Here is a 21,059-nt window from a genome sequence, read left to right on the forward strand (position 1 = left end):
CAAGGTGCAGGAGTGGAAGCCCATTGTGCCGCGCACACTGCGGTTGTCGTCGCTTTTGTGTGGCGCTGTGTGGGTAAACAAACACGCCCCCGACCCCGCCCGCCGGTTTGCGCCCGCTCCGTGAGGTGCCGGGGCGCGGGTGAGGGTCTCAGGTGTACCGGGTCTCGAGCGCGTCCCATTCGGCCTTGCGCACCAGGCGCTGGCGCTCGGCAAACGGTGCCACCAAGGCTGGGTCTTCGTCGATGCGCCGCTGCTCGCGCAGCACCGTGAGCGCCTTTTGCATCCCCGCCACGGCACCCTGCAGCGCGGCGTTGGCATACAGCACCAGGCCGTAGCCCAGCGTGGCCAGCTCCTCTGCGCTGGTGATGGGGGTCTTGCCACCAATCACCATGTTCATGAGCTGCGGCGCAGCCAGCCGCCGGGGCAGGGCGCGGATCTCGTCGAGGGTGGTGACGGCTTCGACAAACAGCATGTCGGCGCCCGCCTCCTGAAAACGCTGGGCGCGCTCCACGGCGGCCTCGAAGCCCTGGGTGGCGCAGGCATCGGTGCGGGCCAGGATGAGGGTGCCCGCGTCGCGGCGCGCGTCCACGGCGGCCCTGATCTTGCCCAGCATCTCGTCGATGCCGATCACCTCCTTGCCGTTGAAATGCCCACAGCGCTTGGGGCTGACCTGGTCTTCGAGCTGTATGCAGTCGGCCCCCGCACGCTCCAGCACACGCACCGCGTGGTAAGTGTTGAGCGCGTTGCCAAAGCCCGTGTCGGCATCCACGATGAGCGGCAGCTCCACCGCATCGCGGATGCGCGCCGTGTGGTCGGCGATGTCCGTGAGGCCCATGAAGGCCTGGTCGGGCAAGCCGAACCACATGTTGGTGACGCCTGCGCCGGTCACGTAGAGGGCTTCAAAGCCCAGGTCGGCCACCACACGGGCGGAAAGCGCGTTGAATGCGCCGGGCACGATGACGCCCCGGCGGGCCTGGGCCAGGGCTTTGAGTTGTTGTTTGGTGTTCATGAGTCGCAAGGATCTTGATTTGCTACTGTTTTGATAGCTATAAGAGGATGATGGATGCGCGGAAGAGGCCAAAAAACCTCAAAAAATACCGCCAGGCACTCGCACCCAGCCCTCCATCAGAATGCGGGCGCTGCGGCTCATCAGGGCCTTGGTCACCTTCCATTGGCCGTTGAGTTGCGCTGCCTCGGCCCCCACGCGCAGGGTGCCCGAGGGGTGACCGAATCGCACGCTGCTGCGCACGCCACCGCCCGCTGCCAGGTTGACCAGCGTGCCCGGTATGGCCGCTGCCGTGCCAATGGCTACGGCTGCCGTGCCCATCATGGCGTGGTGCAGCTGGCCCATGGAGAGCGCGCGCACCAGCAGGTCGATGTCTTTGGCGTCAATGGCTTTGCCGCTGGAGGCCGTGTAGCTGGCGGGCGGCGCGACGAAGGCGATCTTGGGTGTGTGCTGGCGGGTGGCGGCCTCGCCCAGGTGTTGGATGAGGCCCATGCGCAGGGCGCCGTGGGCGCGGATGGCCTCGAAGCGCACCAGTGCGGCCGGGTCGCCATTGATCGTGCCTTGCAGCTCAGTGCCGGTGTAGCCCAGGTCCTGCGCGTTGAGAAAAATGGTGGGAATGCCCGCGTTGATCAGCGTGGCGGCGAAGCTGCCGACGCCGGGCACCTCCAAGGTGTCCACCACGTTGCCCGTGGGGAACATGGCTCCCCCTGCGTCGCCGTCGTCCGCCGGGTCCATGAACTCCAGCGCTACCTCGGCGGCGGCAAAGGTCACACCGTCCAGATCAAAGTCGCCCGTTTCCTGCACCTGTCCGTGGGTGATGGGCACATGTGCCACGATGGTCTTGCCGATGTTGGACTGCCAGATGCGGACGGGGATGGTGCCGTCCTGCGGAATCCGCGCCGCATCGATCAGCCCCATGTGAATGGCGCAGGGACCCACCGCCGCCGAGAGGTTGCCGCAGTTGCCGCTCCAGTCCACGAAGGGTTGGTTGATGGACACCTGGCCAAACAGGTAGTCCACGTCATGCCCTGGCCGTGTGCTGCGCGAGAGGATCACGGCCTTGCTGGTGCTGGAGGACGCATTGCCCATGCCGTCGATCTGCTTGCCGTAGGGGTCGGGGCTGCCCAGCACGCGCAGCAGCAGCGCGTCGCGCGCGGGGCCGGGTTGCTGGGCGGGGGCGGGCAGGTCGTCAAGGCGGAAGAACACGCCTTTGCTGGTGCCGCCGCGCAGGTAGGTGGCGGGGATGCGGATCTGTGGTGCCAACGAGGTGCTCATGGAGGAATATCAAATTTGATAGCGGTTGGCGCTTGCTAGGCGCGCGCCAAGGCCTGCTTTTTATCAACACTCTTGGCGAGGAAGTCTTGTGCAAAGCGTTGCAGAACGCCACCTGCCTCGTACACGGAGACCTCTTCGGCGGTGTCCAAGCGGCAGACTGCGGGAACGTTGAGCACTTCGCCATTCTTGCGCCGGACGATCAGCGTGAGGCGTGTGCGGGGCTTCAGCTTGCCTTCGACGTCAAAGGTCTCGGTGCCGTCCAGGCCCAGCGTCAGCCGACTGGTGCCCGCCTCAAACTCCAGCGGTAATACCCCCATCCCAATCAGATTGGTGCGGTGTATGCGCTCAAACCCCTCTGCCACCACCACCTCGACCCCTGCCAGCCGCACACCCTTGGCAGCCCAGTCGCGGCTGGAGCCCTGGCCGTAGTCGGCGCCCGCGATGATGATGAGCGGCTGGCGGCGGTGCATATAGGTCTCCATCGCCTCCCACATGCGCATCACCTGGCCTTCGGGCTCCACGCGGGCCAGCGATCCTTTTTGGACCTTGCCATCGACCACCGCCATCTCATTGAGCAGTTGCGGATTGGCAAACGTGGCGCGCAGGGCAGTGAGGTGGTCGCCCCGGTGGGTGGCGTAGGAGTTGAAGTCTTCCTCCGGCACGCCCATGCGCGCCAGGTACTCACCCGCAGCGCTGTCCCCCAGGATGGCGTTGGACGGCGACAGGTGGTCGGTGGTGATGTTGTCGGGCAGGATGGCCAGCGGGCGCATGCCCTGCAGGGTGCGCGGGTGGGCTGCGAGTGCGCCAATGCCCTCGGTGTCCCAGTAGGGCGGGCGGCGGATGTAGGTGGACTGCGGGCGCCAGTCGTATTGGGGCGACACGCGCTCGCCATCAACCCGCCGGATGGCGAACATGGGCTCGTACACGGCGCGGTAGTGTGCGGGTTTGACGGCGGCCTTCACCACGGCGTCGATTTCTGCGTCGCTGGGCCACAGGTCCTTGAGCCGGATGGGGTTGCCATCCACCACCGCCAGCACATCCTTTTCTATGTCAAACCGCACCGTGCCCGCAATCGCATAGGCCACCACCAGCGGGGGCGAGGCCAAAAACGCCTGTTTGGCGTAGGGGTGGATGCGCCCGTCAAAGTTGCGGTTGCCCGAGAGCACGGCGGTGGCATACAGGTCGCGGTCGATGATCTCTTGCTGAATCGCAGGGTCCAGCGCGCCACTCATGCCATTGCAGGTGGTGCAGGCAAAGGCCACGATGCCAAAGCCCAGCGCCTCCAGATCGGCCAGCAAACCGGCTTCCTTCAAATACAGCTCCACTGCCTTGGAGCCCGGCGCGAGCGATGTCTTGACCCAGGGCTTGCGCGTGAGGCCCAGCCGATGGGCGTTGCGCGCCAGCAGGGCGGCGGCCATCACATTGCGCGGGTTGCTGGTGTTAGTGCAGCTGGTGATGGCGGCGATCACCACGGCGCCGTCGGGCATCGTGCCTTCGCCGGGCGAGGGCATCGCCCAGGGGCCCGCAATGCCCCGGCCGGCCAGGTCGGACGTGGCCACGCGCGCATGCGGGTTGGAGGGGCCAGCCAGGTTGCGCACCACGGTAGACAGGTCAAAGCGCAGGGTACGGTCGTAGACGGCGCCCGCGAGCGCATCCGCCCACAAACCGGCGGTTTGGGCATAGGTTTCGACCAGCTTCACTTGGCTGGCCTCGCGGCCGGTCAGCCGCAGGTAGTCCAGCGTCTGCTCATCGATGCTGAACAGCGCCGCCGTGGCGCCATATTCCGGCGCCATGTTGGAGATGGTGGCGCGGTCGCCAATGGTGAGCTTGGCGGCGCCTTCGCCAAAGAATTCCAGGTACGCGCCCACCACCTTGGCCTTGCGCAAAAACTCGGTGAGTGCCAGCACCACGTCGGTGGCGGTGATGCCGTCCTGGCGCTGGCCGGTCAGCTCCACGCCCACCATCTCGGGCAGCCGCATCATCGATGCGCGGCCCAGCATCACGTTCTCGGCCTCCAGGCCGCCCACGCCGATGGCGATCACCCCCAGCGCGTCCACATGCGGCGTGTGGCTGTCGGTGCCTACGCAGGTGTCGGGGTAGGCCACACCCCGATCGGTATGGACCACGGGCGACATCTTCTCCAGATTGATCTGGTGCATGATCCCGTTCCCGGCCGGGATCACATCCACGTTGGCGAAGGCTTTTTTCGTCCACTCGATGAAGTGAAAGCGGTCCTCGTTGCGGCGGTCTTCGATGGCGCGGTTCTTGGCAAACGCATCGGGGTCGAATCCGCCACATTCCACGGCCAGCGAATGGTCCACGATGAGCTGCACGGGCACCACGGGGTTCACCTGGGCCGGGTCACCGCCTTCTTTGGCAATCGCATCGCGCAGGCCCGCCAGGTCCACCAGCGCCGTCTGGCCCAGGATGTCGTGGCACACCACGCGTGCGGGGTACCAAGGGAAGTCGCGGTCGCGCTTGCGCTCGATGAGCTGGCACAGGCAGTCGTTGACGGTGTCCGGATCGGCGCGGCGCACGATGTTTTCGGCGTGGACCCGGGCGGTGTAGGGCAGGGTGGCCCAGGCGCGGGGCTGCAGGGCCTCGACAGCGGCGCGGGCGTCGAAGTAGTCAAGATCAGTGCCCGGCAAAGGGCGGCGAAACAGGGTGTTCATCATGGACTGAAGTGGCGGGGCATTGTGGTGCCCGGCTGTTCACTCCCCTCTCCCCTCGCGGGAGAGGGGTTGGGGGAGAGGGGCGGTTGCAAGGTGACGCTGTGCGGGTTCACCCCCTCTCCCCGGCCCTCTCCCGCGAGGGGAGAGGGAGGAAGAAAGGGGAGGCGAGATTCAAGCGCGGTGTTCGATAGGCACAAAAACAAGGTCTTCGGGCCCGGTGTAGTTCGCACTCGGCCGGATGATCTTGTTGTCGATGCGCTGCTCAATGATGTGCGCCGCCCAGCCGCTTGTGCGCGCAATGACGAACAGCGGCGTGAACATGGCGGTGGGCACGCCCATCATGTGGTAGCTCACGGCGCTGAACCAGTCGAGGTTGGGGAACATCTTTTTGACCTCCCACATCACGGTTTCCAGCCGCTCGGCAATGTCATACATCTTGGTGCTGCCAGCCTCTTGCGACAAGTTGTGCGCAACGCCTTTGATGACCACATTGCGCGGGTCGCTCACGGTGTAGACCGGGTGGCCGAAGCCAATGACCACCTCTTTGGCCTCCACGCGGCGGCGAATGTCGGCCTCGGCCTCATCCGGGCTGTCGTAGCGTTTCTGGATCTCGAAAGCCACCTCGTTCGCGCCGCCATGCTTGGGTCCGCGCAGCGCGCCGATGGCGCCGGTGATGGCCGAATACATGTCGCTGCCCGTGCCTGCCACCACGCGGGCGGTGAAGGTGCTGGCGTTGAACTCGTGCTCGGCATACAGGTTGAGCGAGGTGTGCATGGCGCGCTCCCACGCCGCGCTGGGCTTGGATCCGTGCAGCAGGTGCAAGAAGTGCGCGCCGATGGAGTCGTCATCGGTCTCCACCTCGATGCGGCGGCCCGAGCTGGCCCAGTGGTGCCAGTACAGCAGCATGGAGCCCAGCGACGCCATGAGCCGGTCGGCAATGTCGCGCGCACCGGGCAGGTTGTGGTCATCCTTTTCGGGCAGCGCACAGCCCAGGGCCGAGACGCCCGTGCGCATCACGTCCATGGGGTGGCTGGCGGCGGGCAGTTGCTCCAGCGCCTGCTTCACACTCATCGGCAGGCCGCGCAGGGCCTTGAGCTTGGACTTGTAGGCACGCAGTTCGGCGCGTGTGGGCAGCTTGCCGTGCACCAGCAGGTGGGCGATTTCTTCAAACTCGCAGACCTCGGCAATGTCGAGGATGTCGTAGCCCCGGTAGTGCAGGTCGTTGCCCGTGCGGCCCACGGTGCACAGGGCGGTGTTGCCCGCCGTCACGCCCGAGAGCGCGACGGACTTCTTGGGCTTGAAGCCCGGGGTTTCAACGGTGGTAGTCATGCGGTCTCCTGGTTTACGTATGTGTTGGTGATGGCAGTGGGGCGGCCTTTGCCATCCACCGCCACCATTTCAAAAATCCCCTTCAGCACTTCATCCTGGGGCGAGCCCAGCGTGGCGGCCAGACCGGTCACGCACACGGTGAGCGAGCTGCGGCCGACGCGGGTGACCCAGGCGCGCAGCGTGAGCACATGGCCCACGGGCACAGGGGCCAGAAAACGCACGTCGGTCACGCCCGCCATCACCACATCGCGCTGTGCGGCGCCGCGCGCTGCCAGAAACGCCGCCTTGGCCATGAGCTGCAAGGCGTTGCCGCCAAACAGCGTGCCGTAGTGGTTGGCTTCGGCGGGGAAGACGATCTCCGTCAGCTCGACGGTGCCTTGAGGGGTTGTCATGCTTCGCAATTTACGCACAATGGCATCCCTTCGTAAGACCTGAATTGGCGAATGATTGCGAAGGCGTCTTCTGTGATTTGCAAAGCTTGCGAATGATTTGCAAATTGGTTTTGCGAACGAATGGCGTTGCCCCACTGCGAAAGAAACAATGAAAAAAACCTTCATGGGCGTGCGCCTGCGCCGCCTGCGCGAAGAGCGCGGCATGACCCAGGTGGCACTGGCCCGGGCCTTGGACCTGTCGGCCAGCTACCTGAACCAGCTGGAGCAGAACCAGCGTCCGCTCACCGTGCCTGTGCTGCTCAAGATCAACGCTGTGTTCGGGGTGGACGTGCAGCGGTTCTCTGACGACGACGAGGCGCGCCTTATCACCGGCCTGCGCGAGGTGCTGGCCGACCTGCCTGCAGGTGTGGGCGGGGAGGGCGCGGGCGAAGCCGTGTCGCTCGCCGAGATCCGCGAGCTGGCCGCCGGCATGCCCGCCGTGGCGCGCACGCTGCTGGCGCTGCACCAGCGGCACCGCCAGGCGCTGGAGCGGCTGGCGGCCCTGGGCAACGACCGCAGCGGCGAGGGCGTGTTGGCCCCGCACCCACCCATGGCCTATGAAGAAGTACGCGACTTCTTCTTTGCGCGCCAGAACCACATTGCCGAGCTGGACGACGCGGCCGAGCGATGTGCCGCCGAGTGGGGCCTGCTGCCCGGCCGGGCCGATGAGGCGCTGGCCCAACGCCTGCTCGTGGCCCACGGGGTGCGCGTGGTGGATGCGGCCGACCTGCCTGGCCAGGCGCAGCGCGTGTTCCAGGCCGAGGCCGGGCTGCTGCAGCTGGCGGCGGGGTTGGAGCGGGGGCAGCGGGCGTTTCAGATGGCGACGCAGCTGGCGTTTCTGGAGCAGGGCGCCGAGCTGCAGCGCTTGGCCGACAGCGCCGGGTTGTCCGGCGACCAGGCCCGGGCGCTGGCGCGCATCGGTCTGGCCAACTACTTTGCGGGGGCGCTGGTGTTGCCCTACACGGCCTTTTTGCGGGCGGCCGAAGCGGCGCACTACGACATCGACCGGCTGGGTCACCAGTTTGGCGTGGGTTTTGAGACCGTGTGCCACCGCCTCTCCACCCTGCAACGCCCCAGTGCGCGCGGCGTGCCGTTCTTCTTCATCCGGGTAGACCGCGCGGGCAACATCAGCAAGCGGCAGTCGGCCACACACTTTCACTTCAGCAAGATCGGCGGCACCTGTCCACTGTGGAATGTGTACGAGGCCTTCGCACAGCCAGGCCGCATCGTGCCGCAGGTGGCACGCATGCCCGATGGCCGCGCCTACCTGTGGGTGGCGCGTGTGGTATCGCGCAGCGGCGGCGGCTGGGGTGTGCCCGGCAAGGAGTTCTCCGTAGCCCTGGGTTGTGACATCCGCCACGCGCCGCAGCTGGTGTATTCACGCGGGCTCCATCTCGCCAACCCCGAGGCCGCCGTGCCGATTGGCATGGGTTGCAAGGTGTGCGAGCGGGACGCCTGCCCGCAGCGCGCCTTCCCGCCCATCGGGCGGGCGCTGGATGTGAATGAGAACCACAGCCGTTTTGCCCCATATCCGGTGGCTGCGCCGCTGGCCGCGACCCACCGGTCATGAAATGCGCTCATCATTTCATAGCTTGCAAGGCATGACAGTGTTGCGGAGACGGCACTTTTTTATTGAATGTTGCGCGGTAACAAAATGTTGGTGCCGCTGGGCCGGGTTTGCCGCTATCCTGCGTCCATCCCGCTCTGGCTGGCCGACTTGTTGCCTGGCTGGCGTCCCACCAACCTGCTCCCCGGCTGAGGCATTCGTCTGACTCTCCCCCCGAGTTCCCCCCTCCCGGCCGGCCCGCTTGCGCCGGGCCGCTACAGGCACTGGTGGTCTGGCCTGGGCGTGGCCGCGCTGGGGCTGTGCCTCAGCCTGTGGCTGGGAGCGCACCAGGCGGATTCGATGGCACAAATTGACGAAGCGCGGTTTGTGCAGGAGGCGCGGGCTTTTTCCGATGCGTTGAGCCAGCGCATCACCGGGCACACGGAGGTGGTCAACGGCCTGCGGGGCCTGTTCACTGCCAACCCCCATCTGTCGCGGCTGGACTTCGAGCGCGCCGCCAGCGAGATGGAAGTGGGCCAACGTTACCCGGGGGTGCGCAACCTGTCGTTCACCCGCTGGGTGCCAGGCCCGGAACGCGAAGCCTACGAGGCCCGCGTGCGGGTGGACACCTCGCTCTCGCCCTATGGCTTCCCCAACTTCCGCATCCACCCGCCGGGTGAGCGTGCCGAATACTTTGTGGCCGAGTACCTCTGGCCCATGGTGGGTAACGAAGGGGTGCTGGGCCTGGACATCAGCGCCCAGCCCACCAATCTGGCAGCCATGCGCTACAGCCGCGACAGCGGCCAGACCGTGGTGTCGGCGCCATTCGACCTGATCCAGGAAGAAAAATACCGCCAGGGCATCGTGATCCGCGTGCCGGTGTTCGACCCCACGGCGGGCACGGCCGAGCAGCGGTTTGTGGGGGCCGTGGCCTCTACCCTGCGGGTGTACGACCTGGTGCAGGGCCTCGGCAGCCAGGGCTTTCTGAATGGCATCGCCGTGGCCATGACCGACCAGGGCCCGGTGCGCACGGACGCCCGCGACACCACGGTGCGCCCGCTGCTGGAGCAGACCTCGCCCGGCCTGCCCGGCGCGCGGCCACTGGTGCGCGACCTGGTGGTGCACGACCGGCGCTGGCAGCTCACCTTTTATCCCACGCGCTCGTTCCTGGCGCCACAAGAGGCGCGGCTGCCGCTGCTGGCGGGGCTGGCTGGTGTGCTGGTGTCGCTGCTGGCCGCGTCCACGGTGGGGCTGCTGGTGCGCCAGCGCACCCTGGCGCTGGTGCGCGCCCAGGTCTCGGACGACGCGCGGCGCGAAAGCGAAGAGCGGTTTGGTGCCCTGTTCAACCAGGCCACCGTGGGGGTGGCGCAGGTGGATTCCGACACCGGCCAGTTTTTGCGTGCCAACCAGCGCTATGCCGACATCCTGGGCTACAGCGTGCAGGAGCTGGTGGGCAAGACCTTCCAGAGCCTCACCCACCCCGACGACCTGGCCGCCGACATGGCCCAGGTGCGGCGCCTCAAGAGCGGCGACCTGCCCGAGTACCGGCTCGAAAAACGCTACATCCACAAGGACGGGCATGTGGTCTGGGGCGACCTCACCGTGTCGTCGATGTGGTTCACCGGCCACCACATTGCCGTGGTGCAGGACATCACCTCGCGCAAGCGCATGGAAGAAACCCTGCGCGCCAACGAGCAGCGCCTGCGCAGCATCCTGGAGCGCCTGCCCATGGGCCTGTGCCTGGTGCAGGACGATGGCCTCATCAGCTTCCGCAACGAGCGGTATGTGCAGATCTGCGGCTACACACAGGAAGAAGTCCCCGATGTGGACACCTGGTGGCAGCGCGCCTACCCGGACGCGGTGGAGCGCGATGCCACCCGGCAAAAGCTGATCGAGGCCAAAAACCAGGGCGTGATCCCCGCCGCCGAATACACCATCCGGTGCGCCGACGGCAAGCTCAAGCCGGTGGAGATCTCCGGCATCTTTGTCGATGGCGGGCGCCTCATCACCATGCAGGACCTGAGCCAGCACAAGGCGGCCGAGGAAGAGATCAACACCCTGGCGTATTACGACCCGCTCACCCGCCTGCCCAACCGGCGCCTGCTGATGGACCGGCTGCAGCAGGCACTGGCCACCAGTGCGCGCCACCACCGCAGCGGTGCGCTTTTGATGCTGGACCTGGACAACTTCAAGACCCTCAATGAAACCCGGGGCCACGACCGGGGTGACACCCTGCTGTTGCAGGTGGCGCACCGCCTGCGCGGCTGCGTGCATGAAGACGACACCGTGGCCCGCCAGGGCGGCGACGAGTTTGTGGTGGTGCTGGAAGACCTGGGCGCCAGCCCCGAAGAGGCGGCGGCACGCGGCGAAGAGGTGGGCCAGCGCATCCTGGCCGTGCTGCGCGAGCCCTACCTGCTCGATGGCGACACGCACCACAGCTCGCTGAGCATGGGCGTGGCGGTGTTCAGCGGCATGCGCGAGACGGCGGACGAGCTGCTCAAGCGCGCAGACCTGGCGCTCTACCAGGCCAAGGACGCGGGCCGCGACACCCTGCGCTTCTACGATCCCAAGATGCAGGCCGCCGTGAGCGCGCGGGCCGCGCTGGAGCTGGACATGCGCACGGGCCTGGCCCAGGGGCAGTTCGAGCTGTACTACCAGCCTCAGATCGACCATGGCCGCATCATCGGCGCCGAGGCCCTGCTGCGCTGGCGCCATCCGCGCGATGGATTCGTGTCGCCCGCCCATTTCATCCCGCTGGCCGAGGAGACCGGACTCATCCTGCCGCTGGGCGAATGGGTACTGAAGACCGCCTGCCAGCGCCTGGCGTCGTGGGCCCTGCAGCCCGCACTGGCGCCCCTGAGCCTGGCCGTCAACGTGAGCCCGCGCCAGTTCCACCAGAGCGGCTTTGTGGCCCAGGTGCTCGCCGCCCTGGCCGGTGCCGGGGTCGATGGCCGCCAGCTCAAGCTGGAGATGACCGAAGGCCTGCTGTTGGAAGATGTGGAAGACACCATCGACAAGATGGGCCAGCTCAAGGGCTACGGTGTGGGCTTTTCGCTCGACGACTTCGGCACCGGGTACTCCTCACTGAGCTACCTCAAGCGCCTGCCGCTCGACCAGCTCAAGATCGACCAGAGCTTCGTGCGCGACGTGCTCACCGACCCCAACGACGCGGCCATTGCCCGCACCGTGGTGGCCCTGGGCACCAGCCTGGGCCTGCGCGTGATCGCCGAGGGGGTGGAAACCGAGGCGCAGCGCGAGTTTCTGGAGCGGCACAACTGCCATGCCTGGCAAGGCTACCTGCTGAGCCCCCCGCTGCCCGTGGCCGAGTTCGAGGCCCTGGTGCACCGCACCAATGCGGTAGACGGGTTGCCGCCCCAGGCCTGAACGCCGGGCGGGGCAAGGGCTTTCCAGGCGCTGTTTGCCGGGTGACCCAGCCGGGTTTGGTTGTTCAAAATTGATAGCTGTAGAGTCATGCTGGATGCGCGGGAAGGCCTGTTTTAACCAAATGTTTCCGCAATACACAGCTTAGGAAGCCGCCCCAAGCCGCCAGAGCAGGGGGGCACGCAGGCGGCGCGGTATCATTCCGCCGTGGCTGCCGCCGGCGTGTTCCCCGCCGGAACGCCCGTCCGGCGCAGCTTCCCATCCCCGCTTCTCCCATTTTTGCCCGCCCCCTGACCCGTGCGTCTTACCTCCATCAAGCTTTCCGGTTTCAAGTCGTTCGCTGAACCCACCAACTTCATGCTGCCCGGCCAACTGGTGGGCGTGGTGGGCCCGAACGGCTGCGGCAAGTCCAACATCATGGACGCGGTGCGCTGGGTGCTGGGCGAGAGCAAGGCCAGCGAGCTGCGTGGCGAGAGCATGCAGGACGTGATCTTCAGCGGCACCACCACCCGCAAGCAGGCCAGCCGTGCCAGCGTGGAGCTGGTGTTCGACAACTCCGACCACCGCGCAGGCGGCCAGTGGGGCCAGTACGGCGAGGTGGCCGTGCGCCGCGTGCTCACCCGCGACGGCACCAGCAGCTACTTTCTGAACAACCAGCCCGTGCGCCGCCGCGACGTGCAGGACGTGTTCCTGGGCACGGGCCTGGGCCCGCGCGCCTACGCCATCATCGGCCAGGGCACCATCAGCCGCATCATCGAATCGCGCCCCGAAGAGCTGCGCTTGTTCCTCGAAGAGGCCGCCGGTGTCTCGAAGTACAAAGAGCGCCGCCGCGAGACTGAAAACCGCCTGCACGACACGCGCGAGAACCTCACGCGGGTCGAAGACATCCTGCGCGAGCTGAACGCCAACCTCGAAAAGCTCGAAAAACAGGCCGAGGTGGCCGCCAAGTACAACGCGCTCAACTCCGACGCCACGCTCAAGCAGCACCAGCTGTGGTTTTTGAAGCGGGCCGAAGCCGAAGAGCAGCAGAACAAGGTGCGCCTGGACGGCCTGCAGGCCGTGAACGACCTCGAATCGCGCATGGCCGACCTGCGCGCGGTCGAGTCCGACCTCGAAACCATCCGCCAGGCCCATTACGCCGCTGGTGACCAGGTCAACCAGGCCCAGGGCAAGCTCTACGAAGCCACGGCCGAGGTCGGCAAGCTCGAAGCCGAGATCCGCTATGTGGTCGAAGGCCGCCAGCGCGTGGAGCAGCGCCTGGTGCAGCTGGCCGAGCAGATCGCCCAGTGGCAGGCCCGCAAGGAAGACGCCGACGTGGAGCTGGAAAACCTGGCCGGTGCGGGCGTGGACGCCGAAGAGCGTGCGGAGCTGCTCGCCGCCCAAGTTGAAGAACAGGCTATGCAGCTGCCCGATCTGGAAGAAGCGCTGCGCCAGGCCCAGGCCCGCACGGCAGAGCAGCGCAGCAGCGTGGTGCAGGTGCAGCAGCAGATCGGCGTGCTCGCTGCCGAGCAGCGCAGCTTTGACGAGCAAAGCCGCCAGCTCGACGCCCGCTTTGAACGCCTGCGCACCGACCGCAATGCGTTGGCTGCGCCCGATGAAGCCCGCCTGACCAATCTGCGCGAGCAACTCGAAGAAGCGCAAGAGATTGCGGAAACCACCGAGGCACGGTTGTACGAGCTGCAGGAGTCCGTGCCCCAGCTGGACGAAGACCGCCGTGCCCGCCAGCAGGCCGTGAACAGTGAAAGCGCGCGCCAGGCCGAGTTGTCGGCCCGCATGGAGGCGCTCAAGGCGCTGCAGGAAAAGGTCAAGACCGATGGCAAGCTGCGCCCCTGGCTCGCCAAACATGGCCTCGACGGCTTGCAAGGCCTGTGGAGCCGTATCCACATTGAGCCTGGCTGGGAGAACGCGCTCGAAGCGGCCCTGCGCGAGCGCCTGGCAGCGCTGGAAGTGGGGCGCCTGGACATGGTGCGCGGCTTCCTGGGCTCCGGCGGCACGGATGCACCGCCCGCGCGCCTGGCCTTTTACAGCGCCCCCGCCGCGGGCCACCCAGAAACATCGTCCCCCCACGCCCGCCTGTCAGACCTGCTGCGCCTGAACGATGCGGGCCTGCGCGCCGTGTTGGTGGACTGGTTGCAGGGTTGCTACACCGCGCCCACGCTGGACGACGCTCTGGCCCGCCGCAGCCAGCTGCAGCCCGGCGAGGTGGTGTTTGTGCCCACGGGCCATGCGGTCAGCGCCCACAGCGTGAGCTTTTATGCGCAGGACTCCGAACAGTCCGGTATGCTAGCCCGCGCGCAGGAGATCGAGCACCTTGAAAAGGAGCTGCGCGCGCAGGCCCTGATCGCCGAGGAATCGCGCACCGCCTTGGTCCGCGCCGAGGCTGCCTATGCCGACGCCTCGCAACGCCTGGTGTCCGCACGCCGCGAAGCCACCGAAACCCAGAGCCGTGCCCATGAGCTGCAGGTCGAGACCCTGCGCCTCACGCAGTTGGCCGAACAAACCCGCGCGCGCAGCCAGCAGATCGATGGCGACCTGGCTGAGGTGGAGGCCCAGCTGGCCGACCTGCAGGAGCGCCGCGTGGCCGCCGAGGCACGCTTTGAAGAGCTGGACATGCAACTGGCCGACAGCCAGGAGCGCGAGGCCCAATTGGGCGACAAAGTCATCGAGGCCGAACGCAAGCTGGCCGCGTGCCGCGAGCAGCAGCGCACTCTGGAGCGCCAGGCGCAGGAGGCCACGTTCTCGCAGCGCAGCCTGGAGGCGCGGCGCGCCGAGCTCAACCGCTCTATCGAAACCGCCACGCAGCAGGCCAAGGCCCTGGCCGACGAAGAGCAGCGTGCGCGCGATGAACTCGCCCGTCTCTCTGACGCCGCCGCCCAAGGCGGCCTGCAAGCTGCGCTCGAATTGAAGATGGAGCGCGAAAAGGCCCTGGGCGCCCAGCGCAGCGAATACGACGACCTGACCACCAAGCTGCGCGCGAGTGATGAACGCCGCATGCAGCTGGAGCGTGCCCTGGACCCGCTGCGCCAGCGCATCACCGAATTCCAGCTCAAGGAGCAGGCCGCGCGCCTGGGCCTGGAGCAGTACACGACCTTGCTGGCCGACGCCCAGGCCGACCTGGAGGCGGTGGCACAGTCCATCACTGAAGGCAATGTGCGCATGGGCGGCCTGCAAGGCGAAATCGACCGCCTGCACCGCGAGATCGCCGCCTTGGGCGCGGTCAATCTGGCCGCGCTGGATGAACTGAAGCTGGCCAGCGAGCGCAAGGTGTTCCTCGATGCGCAGACCGCCGACCTCACCGAGGCCATGAACACGCTGGAAGACGCGATCCGCAAGATCGACGGCGAAACGCGCCAGTTGCTCTCGGGCACCTTCGACACCGTGAACGCGCACTTTGGCCGCATGTTCCCCGAGCTGTTCGGCGGCGGCCAGGCCAAGCTCATCATCACGGGCGACGAAATTCTCGATTCCGGCGTACAGGTGATGGCGCAGCCGCCCGGCAAGAAGAACCAGACCATCCACCTGTTGTCAGGCGGCGAAAAGGCGCTCACGGCCATCGCGCTGGTGTTTGCCATCTTCCAGCTCAACCCCGCGCCGTTCTGCCTGCTGGACGAGGTGGACGCGCCCCTGGACGACGCCAATACCGAACGCTACGCCAAGCTGGTGTCCAGCATGAGCAAGGGTACGCAGTTCCTGTTCATCAGCCACAACAAGATCGCGATGGAAATGGCCGAGCAGCTGATCGGCGTGACCATGCAGGAGCAGGGCGTGTCGCGCATCGTGGCGGTGGACATGGAGTCCGCTTTGTCGATGGTGGACGCTTGAACCCATTCATTCAAACATGAGCACATTGCAACTGAGTCTGGCCATCATCGGTGGCCTGGTGCTGGCCCTGATCGTGGCCTACAACACCTGGACCTCGCGCCGCAACGCGCCCAAGCGCGCCTTGCCGCAGGACAGCGAACATGCGGCAGAACCTGCACTGCGCCAGGAGCCCGGCTTTGATGCCGCTGCAGCGGTGCCCAGCGGCGAGTTCCATGGTCTGGACCGGGGCCCAGACCCCTCCACCCACGCTGTGGACGAGGGCGATACGCTGCAACTGCCCGTACCTCCGTTCTCCTCAGAGCGCCGCCCTGGGCTGGACCCGCTTATCGATGTGATCGCCTCGCTGCAGCCTGAGCATGTCGTGTCCGGCGACGCAGCCCTGGCCGCGCTGCCACCCACCCGCCGTGCAGGCAGCAAGCCCTTTGCCATCGAAGGCCTGAACGAAGCCACCCAGCAGTGGGAAACCCCGGCCCCCGGCCAGCGCTACCAGTCGTTCCAGGCGGGCGTGCAGCTGGCCAACCGCATGGGGGCGCTGAACGAGATCGAGTTCTCCGAGTTCGTGGTCAAGGCCCAGGCCTTTGCAGACGCCATCAACGCTGCCCCCGACTTCCCCGACATGCTGCAGGAAGTAGCCCGCGCCCGCGAGCTGGACCAGTTCGCCAGCGACCACGACGCCCAGCTCATGTTCATGCTGCGCGCCCGCCAGGCCGCGTGGAGCCCCGGCTACGTGCAGCAGAATGCCGCCCGTCTGGGCTTTGTGCCCGGCGCCATGCCCGGCCGCCTGGTGCTGCCCGCCAGCACCCAGGGCCTGCCGCCCTTGCTCACCCTGGGTTTCGACACCCAGGCGGCCCTGGCCGATGACCCCGACCAGTCCGCGATTCGCGACATCACGCTGAGCCTGGACGTCGCCCAGGTCCACCGCACCGAACAGCCCTTTGCGCGCCTGCGCGACGTGGCCGCCGCCCTGTGCCAGGCCATGGACGGTGTGCTGTGCGACCAGAACGGCACCCCGCTGCCCGCGATGGCGATGGACCCGATCGCGGGCGACCTGGAGCTGCTGTACGACCAGCTTGATGGGCGGGATCTGTCGGCGGGCTCCGTGCTGGCGCGGCGCTTGTTCAGCTGAGTGCTGGTGCGGCCATGACCGACAATCTGGATCTTTTTTCGGCCCCTGCGCCCGTAGATATTGCGCAACCAGCTATCAAAATAGAAGCATTGCGCGACCAGCTCAACCACTGGGCCCACCAGTACTACGTGCTGGACGAGCCCACCGTCCCCGACGCCGAGTACGACCGTGTATTCCGCGAGCTGCAGGCGCTCGAAGCTGCGCACCCCGATCTCGTCACCCCCGATTCGCCCACGCAACGCGTGATTGGTGCGGTGATGGAAGGCCTGGCCCCCGTGCGGCACACGGTGCCCATGCTCAGCATCCACACCGAGACCGACACCGAAGCGACGGGCGCCCAGGCGTTTGATGCGCGCGTGCGGCGCGAGCTAGGGCTGACCGAGGCAGACCCCGCCATCGAATACGTGGCCGAGCCCAAGTTTGACGGCCTGGCCATGAGCCTGCGCTATGAAAACGGCCGCCTGGTGCAGGCCGCCACGCGCGGCGATGGTGAGGTGGGGGAGGATGTGACGCACAACATCCGCACCATCCGGCAGATTCCGCTGACCTTGCGTGAAGGCGTGCCACCGCTGCTGGAGGTGCGTGGCGAGGTCTACATGCGCCGTGCCGACTTCGATGCGCTGAACGAGCGCCAGCGGGAGCAGGGCGGCAAGACGTTTGTGAATCCGCGCAACGCGGCCGCCGGTGCGGTGCGCCAGCTCGACTCCAGCATCACCGCCCAGCGGCCCTTGAGCTTTTTTGCCTATGGCCTGGGCGCCATCACGCCGCCGGGCGAGGGCGGGCCCCAGTTCCGCACGCATTTTGAGATGCTGCAGACGTTGAAATCCTGGGGCTTTCCCGTCGCGGCGCAGGTAAGGATTGCGGCGGGTGCTACTGAATTAGTAGCATTTCACCAGCAGGTGGGCGCCAGCCGCGATGCGTTGCCGTATGACATCGACGGGGTGGTCTACAAGGTCAACCGGCTTGATTTGCAGCGCGATCTGGGCTTCAAGACCCGCGAGCCGCGCTGGGCCGTGGCGCACAAGTACCCGGCGCAGGAGATGGCCACCAGGATCGAAGGCATCGATGTGCAGGTGGGGCGCACCGGCAAGATCACCCCGGTCGCACGCCTGGCGCCGGTGTTTGTGGGCGGTGTCACCGTCACCAACGCCACGTTGCACAACCTGTTCGAGATCCGCAAGAAGGGCGTGCGCGTAGGCGATACGGTCATCGTGCGCCGTGCGGGCGATGTGATCCCCGAGGTGGTGGGTGTGATGCCGGGCAAGCGCACAGGCTATGTGCCCAACTTCCGCATGCCCACGGCCTGCCCCGTCTGCGGCAGCGCCGTGGTGCGCGAAAAGGGCGAGGCCAATCACCGCTGCACCGGCGGCCTGTTCTGCGCCGCGCAGCGCAAGGAAGCCATCCTGCACTTTGCCGCGCGCCGCGCCATGGACATAGAGGGCCTGGGCGACAAGCTGGTGGACCAGCTGGTGGATGCCAACGTGATCCGCACACTGCCCGACCTGTACCGGCTGGGCCTGACCTCGCTGATTGCGCTGGAGCGAATGGCCGAAAAATCGGCGCAGAACGTGCTGGCTGCGCTCGAAAAATCCAAGCAGACCACGTTGCCGCGCTTCCTGTTTGCCCTGGGCATTCGCCACGTGGGCGAGGCCACGGCCAAGGATCTGGCGCGGCATTTTGGGGTGCTCGACGCCATCATGGATGCGACGGAAGAGCAACTGCTGGCCGTCAATGACGTAGGCCCGATCGTGGCCAAGGCCATTCGCACCTTTTTTGAACAACCGCACAACCGCGAGGTGGTCGAGCAACTGCGCGCCTGCGGCGTGGCCTGGCCCGAGGGCCCGGTGGCTGAACGTGCCCCGCAGATCCTCGCGGGCAAGACGGTGGTGCTGACCGGCACCTTGCCCACATTGAGCCGCGACGCGGCCAAGGACATGCTGGAGGCCGCGGGCGCCAAGGTGGCCGGTTCGGTCAGCAAGAAGACCAGCTACGTGGTGGCAGGCGCCGAAGCGGGCAGCAAACTGGCCAAGGCCGAAGAGCTGGGCGTGCCTGTGCTGGATGAAGCGGGCATGCTGGCTTTGTTGGCCGGCACCGGCGCCTGACGCGCTCTTTTTTGCGCTCCTTTTTATCTGGTTTTTTGATGCGCACCTTGCTGCTTTCTCTCCAGGCCCGCGCTGCGGGACTGTTCCGCTGGCTGGCTGGTCTGTTCGCCTGGATGCCCCGTCCGCTGCGCCGCGCGCTGCTGTGGGGTGTGTTGGCACTGCCTGCCGCCGTGCTGGCCTACACGCTGGTACTGATCCCGTTCACGCCCTCCATCAGCGACATCCGGAAGGCCAAAAGCGAGCTGCCCGCGCAGCTGATGTCGGTGGATGGCAAGCTGCTGGCCGAATACCGCTGGGCCAACCGCGAATGGGTGGAGCTGAACGAGATTTCGCCCAACGTGGTGAATGCGCTCATCGCCACCGAAGACCACCGCTTCTACGACCACTTCGGGCTTGATTGGCGGCGCACGGCGTCGTCGGTGGTGCACACACTGCGCGGTGACCCGCAGGGCGGCTCCACCATCACGCAGCAGCTGGCGCGCAACCTGTTTCCGGACGAGATTGGCCGCTCGCGCGTGTTCCCGCAGGCGCTCACGCGCAAGCTCAAGGAGGCGATCACAGCCCTGAAGATCGAGGCGTCCTACACCAAGGACGAGATCCTGGAGACTTACCTCAACACCGTGCCGTTTCTGTACAACGCCTACGGCATCGAGATGGCCGCACGCACGTATTTCGACAAGTCGGCCGACAAGCTCAATGTGCTGGAGAGTGCCACGCTGATCGGCATGCTCAAGGGCACGGCCTACTACAACCCCGTGCTCAACCCCGAGCGCGCGCAGGCGCGGCGCAACACGGTGCTGTCGCAAATGGTCAAGCGCGGCAAGCTGGAAGCGAAACAGCTGGAGGCCCTGCAAAAACGCCCGCTGCGTGTCAACTTCGAGCGCCAGACCGAGGTGATGGGCCCGGCGCCGCACTTCGCAATGCAGTTGCGCAAGCAGCTCATCGAGTGGGCCGACAGCCATGGCTACAACCTGTACGCCGATGGCTTGGTGATCCGCACCACCATCGACTCGCGCCTGCAGGCCATCGCCAACCAGGCCGTGCTGCGCCAGGGGCGCCAGCTGCAGGGCGTGGCCGATACCGCCTGGTCGCAGCGCAATGGCTGGGGCCCGAAGAGCGAACTGGTGCAGACGCTGGTGCGCGAAAGCGCCGAGTACCGCAACGCCGTGGACAAGGGCCAGGCCCCCGAAGAGGCATTGCAGGCGCTGCTGGATGACACCGCCTTCCTGCAAAAACTGCGCGCCGAGAAGATACGCGTGCAGGCCGGTTTTCTGGCGCAAGACCCGGTCACCGGCCATGTGCTGGCCTGGGTGGGCAGCCGCGACTTTGCGCAAGACCCGTTCGACCATGTGCAGGCGGCGCGGCGCCAGCCTGGCTCTACCTTCAAGCCCTTTGTGTATGGCGCAGCCTTTGCGCAGGGCGCGTCGCCCGACGACACGCTCATGGACTCAGCGGTGGAGATCCCCCTGGGTGGCGGCCGCGTGTGGCGGCCCACCGACGGCGGCCCGCCCAGCGACGAACCCATGACGCTGGCCGATGGCCTGGCACGCTCCAAGAACACCATCACGGCCCAGGTCATGCACCAGGTGGGCCCTGCCCGTGTGGCCGAGGTGGCGCGGGCCCTGGGCGTGCGCCAGTCCAAGCTCGAAGAGGTGCCCTCGCTCGCGCTGGGCACCAGCCCGGTCACACTCAAGGAAATGGTGTCGGCCTACAGCTCCATCGCCAATCTGGGGCGCTATGTGGAGCCGGTGCTCATCACCCGCATCGAAGACCGTCATGGCAAGGTGCTGGAAACCTTTGCCCCGACTGCCCCCGAGGCGGTGTTCGACGCCCGCGCTGCGCAAACCCTGCGCAACACCATGCGGGGCGCCATTGACCATGGCACAGCCACCGCCATCCGCAGCCGCTACGGCATCCAGGCCGATGTAGCGGGCAAGACGGGCACCACCCAGGACAACACCGACGGCTGGTTCATCCTGATGAACCCGCGCGTGGTGGTGGGCGCCTGGGCAGGCTTCAACGACGGCCGCATCACCCTGCGCAGCGACCACTGGGGGCAGGGCGCCCGCAGCGCGCTGCCCATGGTGGGCGAGTTCATGCAGCAGGCCATCCGCAGCAAGGTGATCGATGGCAATGCAAGGTTTGTGGATGAGTTCGACACCCGCACGGCGCCGCCGCCCGACAGCTCACTGGACACCATGCGCGACTGGCTGCGGGGGCTGTTCCGCAGCGATCCCAACCAGCCGTCCATGCCTGGGGGATCGCCAGGTGTTCCGGGCAATGTGGCCCCGCCTGTGCCTGCGGAGGAGCGGGTGGGCGGCTGAAGACTGCGTGTAACGTTGGCAGGTAGCGGCGGACGCCAGCGCCAA

At 66.8% G+C, this 21,059-nt stretch carries 11 protein-coding genes; 6 read left to right on the forward strand and 5 right to left on the reverse strand.

The annotated features are described in order from the left end of the window. Positions 1-148 precede the first annotated feature (148 nt). From CBY09_RS19220 to CBY09_RS19240, 5 genes are all read right to left on the reverse strand, one after another. Complete coding sequence (locus tag CBY09_RS19220) at positions 149-1,009, reverse strand: isocitrate lyase/PEP mutase family protein (RefSeq protein ID WP_094291148.1); 861 nt, start codon at positions 1,007-1,009, stop codon at positions 149-151. Between the two features lie 78 nt (positions 1,010-1,087). Beyond that, positions 1,088-2,281, reverse strand: a complete 1,194-nt coding sequence (prpF, locus tag CBY09_RS19225; RefSeq protein WP_094291149.1) for a 2-methylaconitate cis-trans isomerase PrpF — start codon at positions 2,279-2,281, stop codon at positions 1,088-1,090. Positions 2,282-2,316: 35 nt separating this feature from the next. Beyond that, entirely contained in the window at positions 2,317-4,953 is a 2,637-nt protein-coding gene (acnD, locus tag CBY09_RS19230) for a Fe/S-dependent 2-methylisocitrate dehydratase AcnD (protein WP_094291244.1), read from the reverse strand. Positions 4,954-5,124: 171 nt separating this feature from the next. Beyond that, positions 5,125-6,282 carry a bifunctional 2-methylcitrate synthase/citrate synthase gene (prpC, locus tag CBY09_RS19235; RefSeq protein WP_094291150.1) on the reverse strand — a complete coding sequence of 386 codons (1,158 nt, stop codon included), beginning with the start codon at positions 6,280-6,282 and terminating at the stop codon, positions 5,125-5,127. After that, positions 6,279-6,674, reverse strand: coding sequence for an acyl-CoA thioesterase (locus tag CBY09_RS19240; RefSeq protein ID WP_094291151.1), 396 nt, complete (start codon positions 6,672-6,674; stop codon positions 6,279-6,281). Before CBY09_RS19240 ends, prpC begins: the two co-directional genes overlap by 4 nt. A gap of 148 nt (positions 6,675-6,822) precedes the next feature. Here CBY09_RS19240 and CBY09_RS19245 point away from each other — a divergent pair, with 148 nt between their 5' ends. The 6 genes from CBY09_RS19245 to CBY09_RS19270 all read left to right on the forward strand — a co-directional run bounded on the left by CBY09_RS19245 (position 6,823) and on the right by CBY09_RS19270 (position 21,014). Then, positions 6,823-8,283 (forward strand): short-chain fatty acyl-CoA regulator family protein, encoded by a 1,461-nt coding sequence (locus tag CBY09_RS19245; RefSeq protein WP_094291152.1) that lies wholly within the window; start codon positions 6,823-6,825, stop codon positions 8,281-8,283. Positions 8,284-8,619: 336 nt separating this feature from the next. Further along, on the forward strand, positions 8,620-11,643 hold the full coding sequence (locus CBY09_RS19250; protein WP_240515782.1) for a bifunctional diguanylate cyclase/phosphodiesterase: 3,024 nt from the start codon (positions 8,620-8,622) through the stop codon (positions 11,641-11,643). 294 nt (positions 11,644-11,937) lie between these two features. Beyond that, positions 11,938-15,462, forward strand: coding sequence for a chromosome segregation protein SMC (smc, locus tag CBY09_RS19255; protein ID WP_094291154.1), 3,525 nt, complete (start codon positions 11,938-11,940; stop codon positions 15,460-15,462). Positions 15,463-15,478: 16 nt separating this feature from the next. Further along, positions 15,479-16,588 (forward strand): cell division protein FtsZ, encoded by a 1,110-nt coding sequence (locus CBY09_RS19260; RefSeq protein WP_094291155.1) that lies wholly within the window; start codon positions 15,479-15,481, stop codon positions 16,586-16,588. A gap of 14 nt (positions 16,589-16,602) precedes the next feature. Beyond that, positions 16,603-18,690 (forward strand): NAD-dependent DNA ligase LigA, encoded by a 2,088-nt coding sequence (gene ligA / locus CBY09_RS19265; RefSeq protein ID WP_094291156.1) that lies wholly within the window; start codon positions 16,603-16,605, stop codon positions 18,688-18,690. 38 nt (positions 18,691-18,728) lie between these two features. Further along, positions 18,729-21,014 (forward strand): penicillin-binding protein 1A, encoded by a 2,286-nt coding sequence (locus tag CBY09_RS19270; RefSeq protein WP_094291157.1) that lies wholly within the window; start codon positions 18,729-18,731, stop codon positions 21,012-21,014. Positions 21,015-21,059 lie beyond the last annotated feature (45 nt).

Origin of the sequence: Acidovorax kalamii, assembly GCF_002245625.1 — a bacterium.
GTDB lineage: Bacteria > Pseudomonadota > Gammaproteobacteria > Burkholderiales > Burkholderiaceae_C > Acidovorax > Acidovorax kalamii.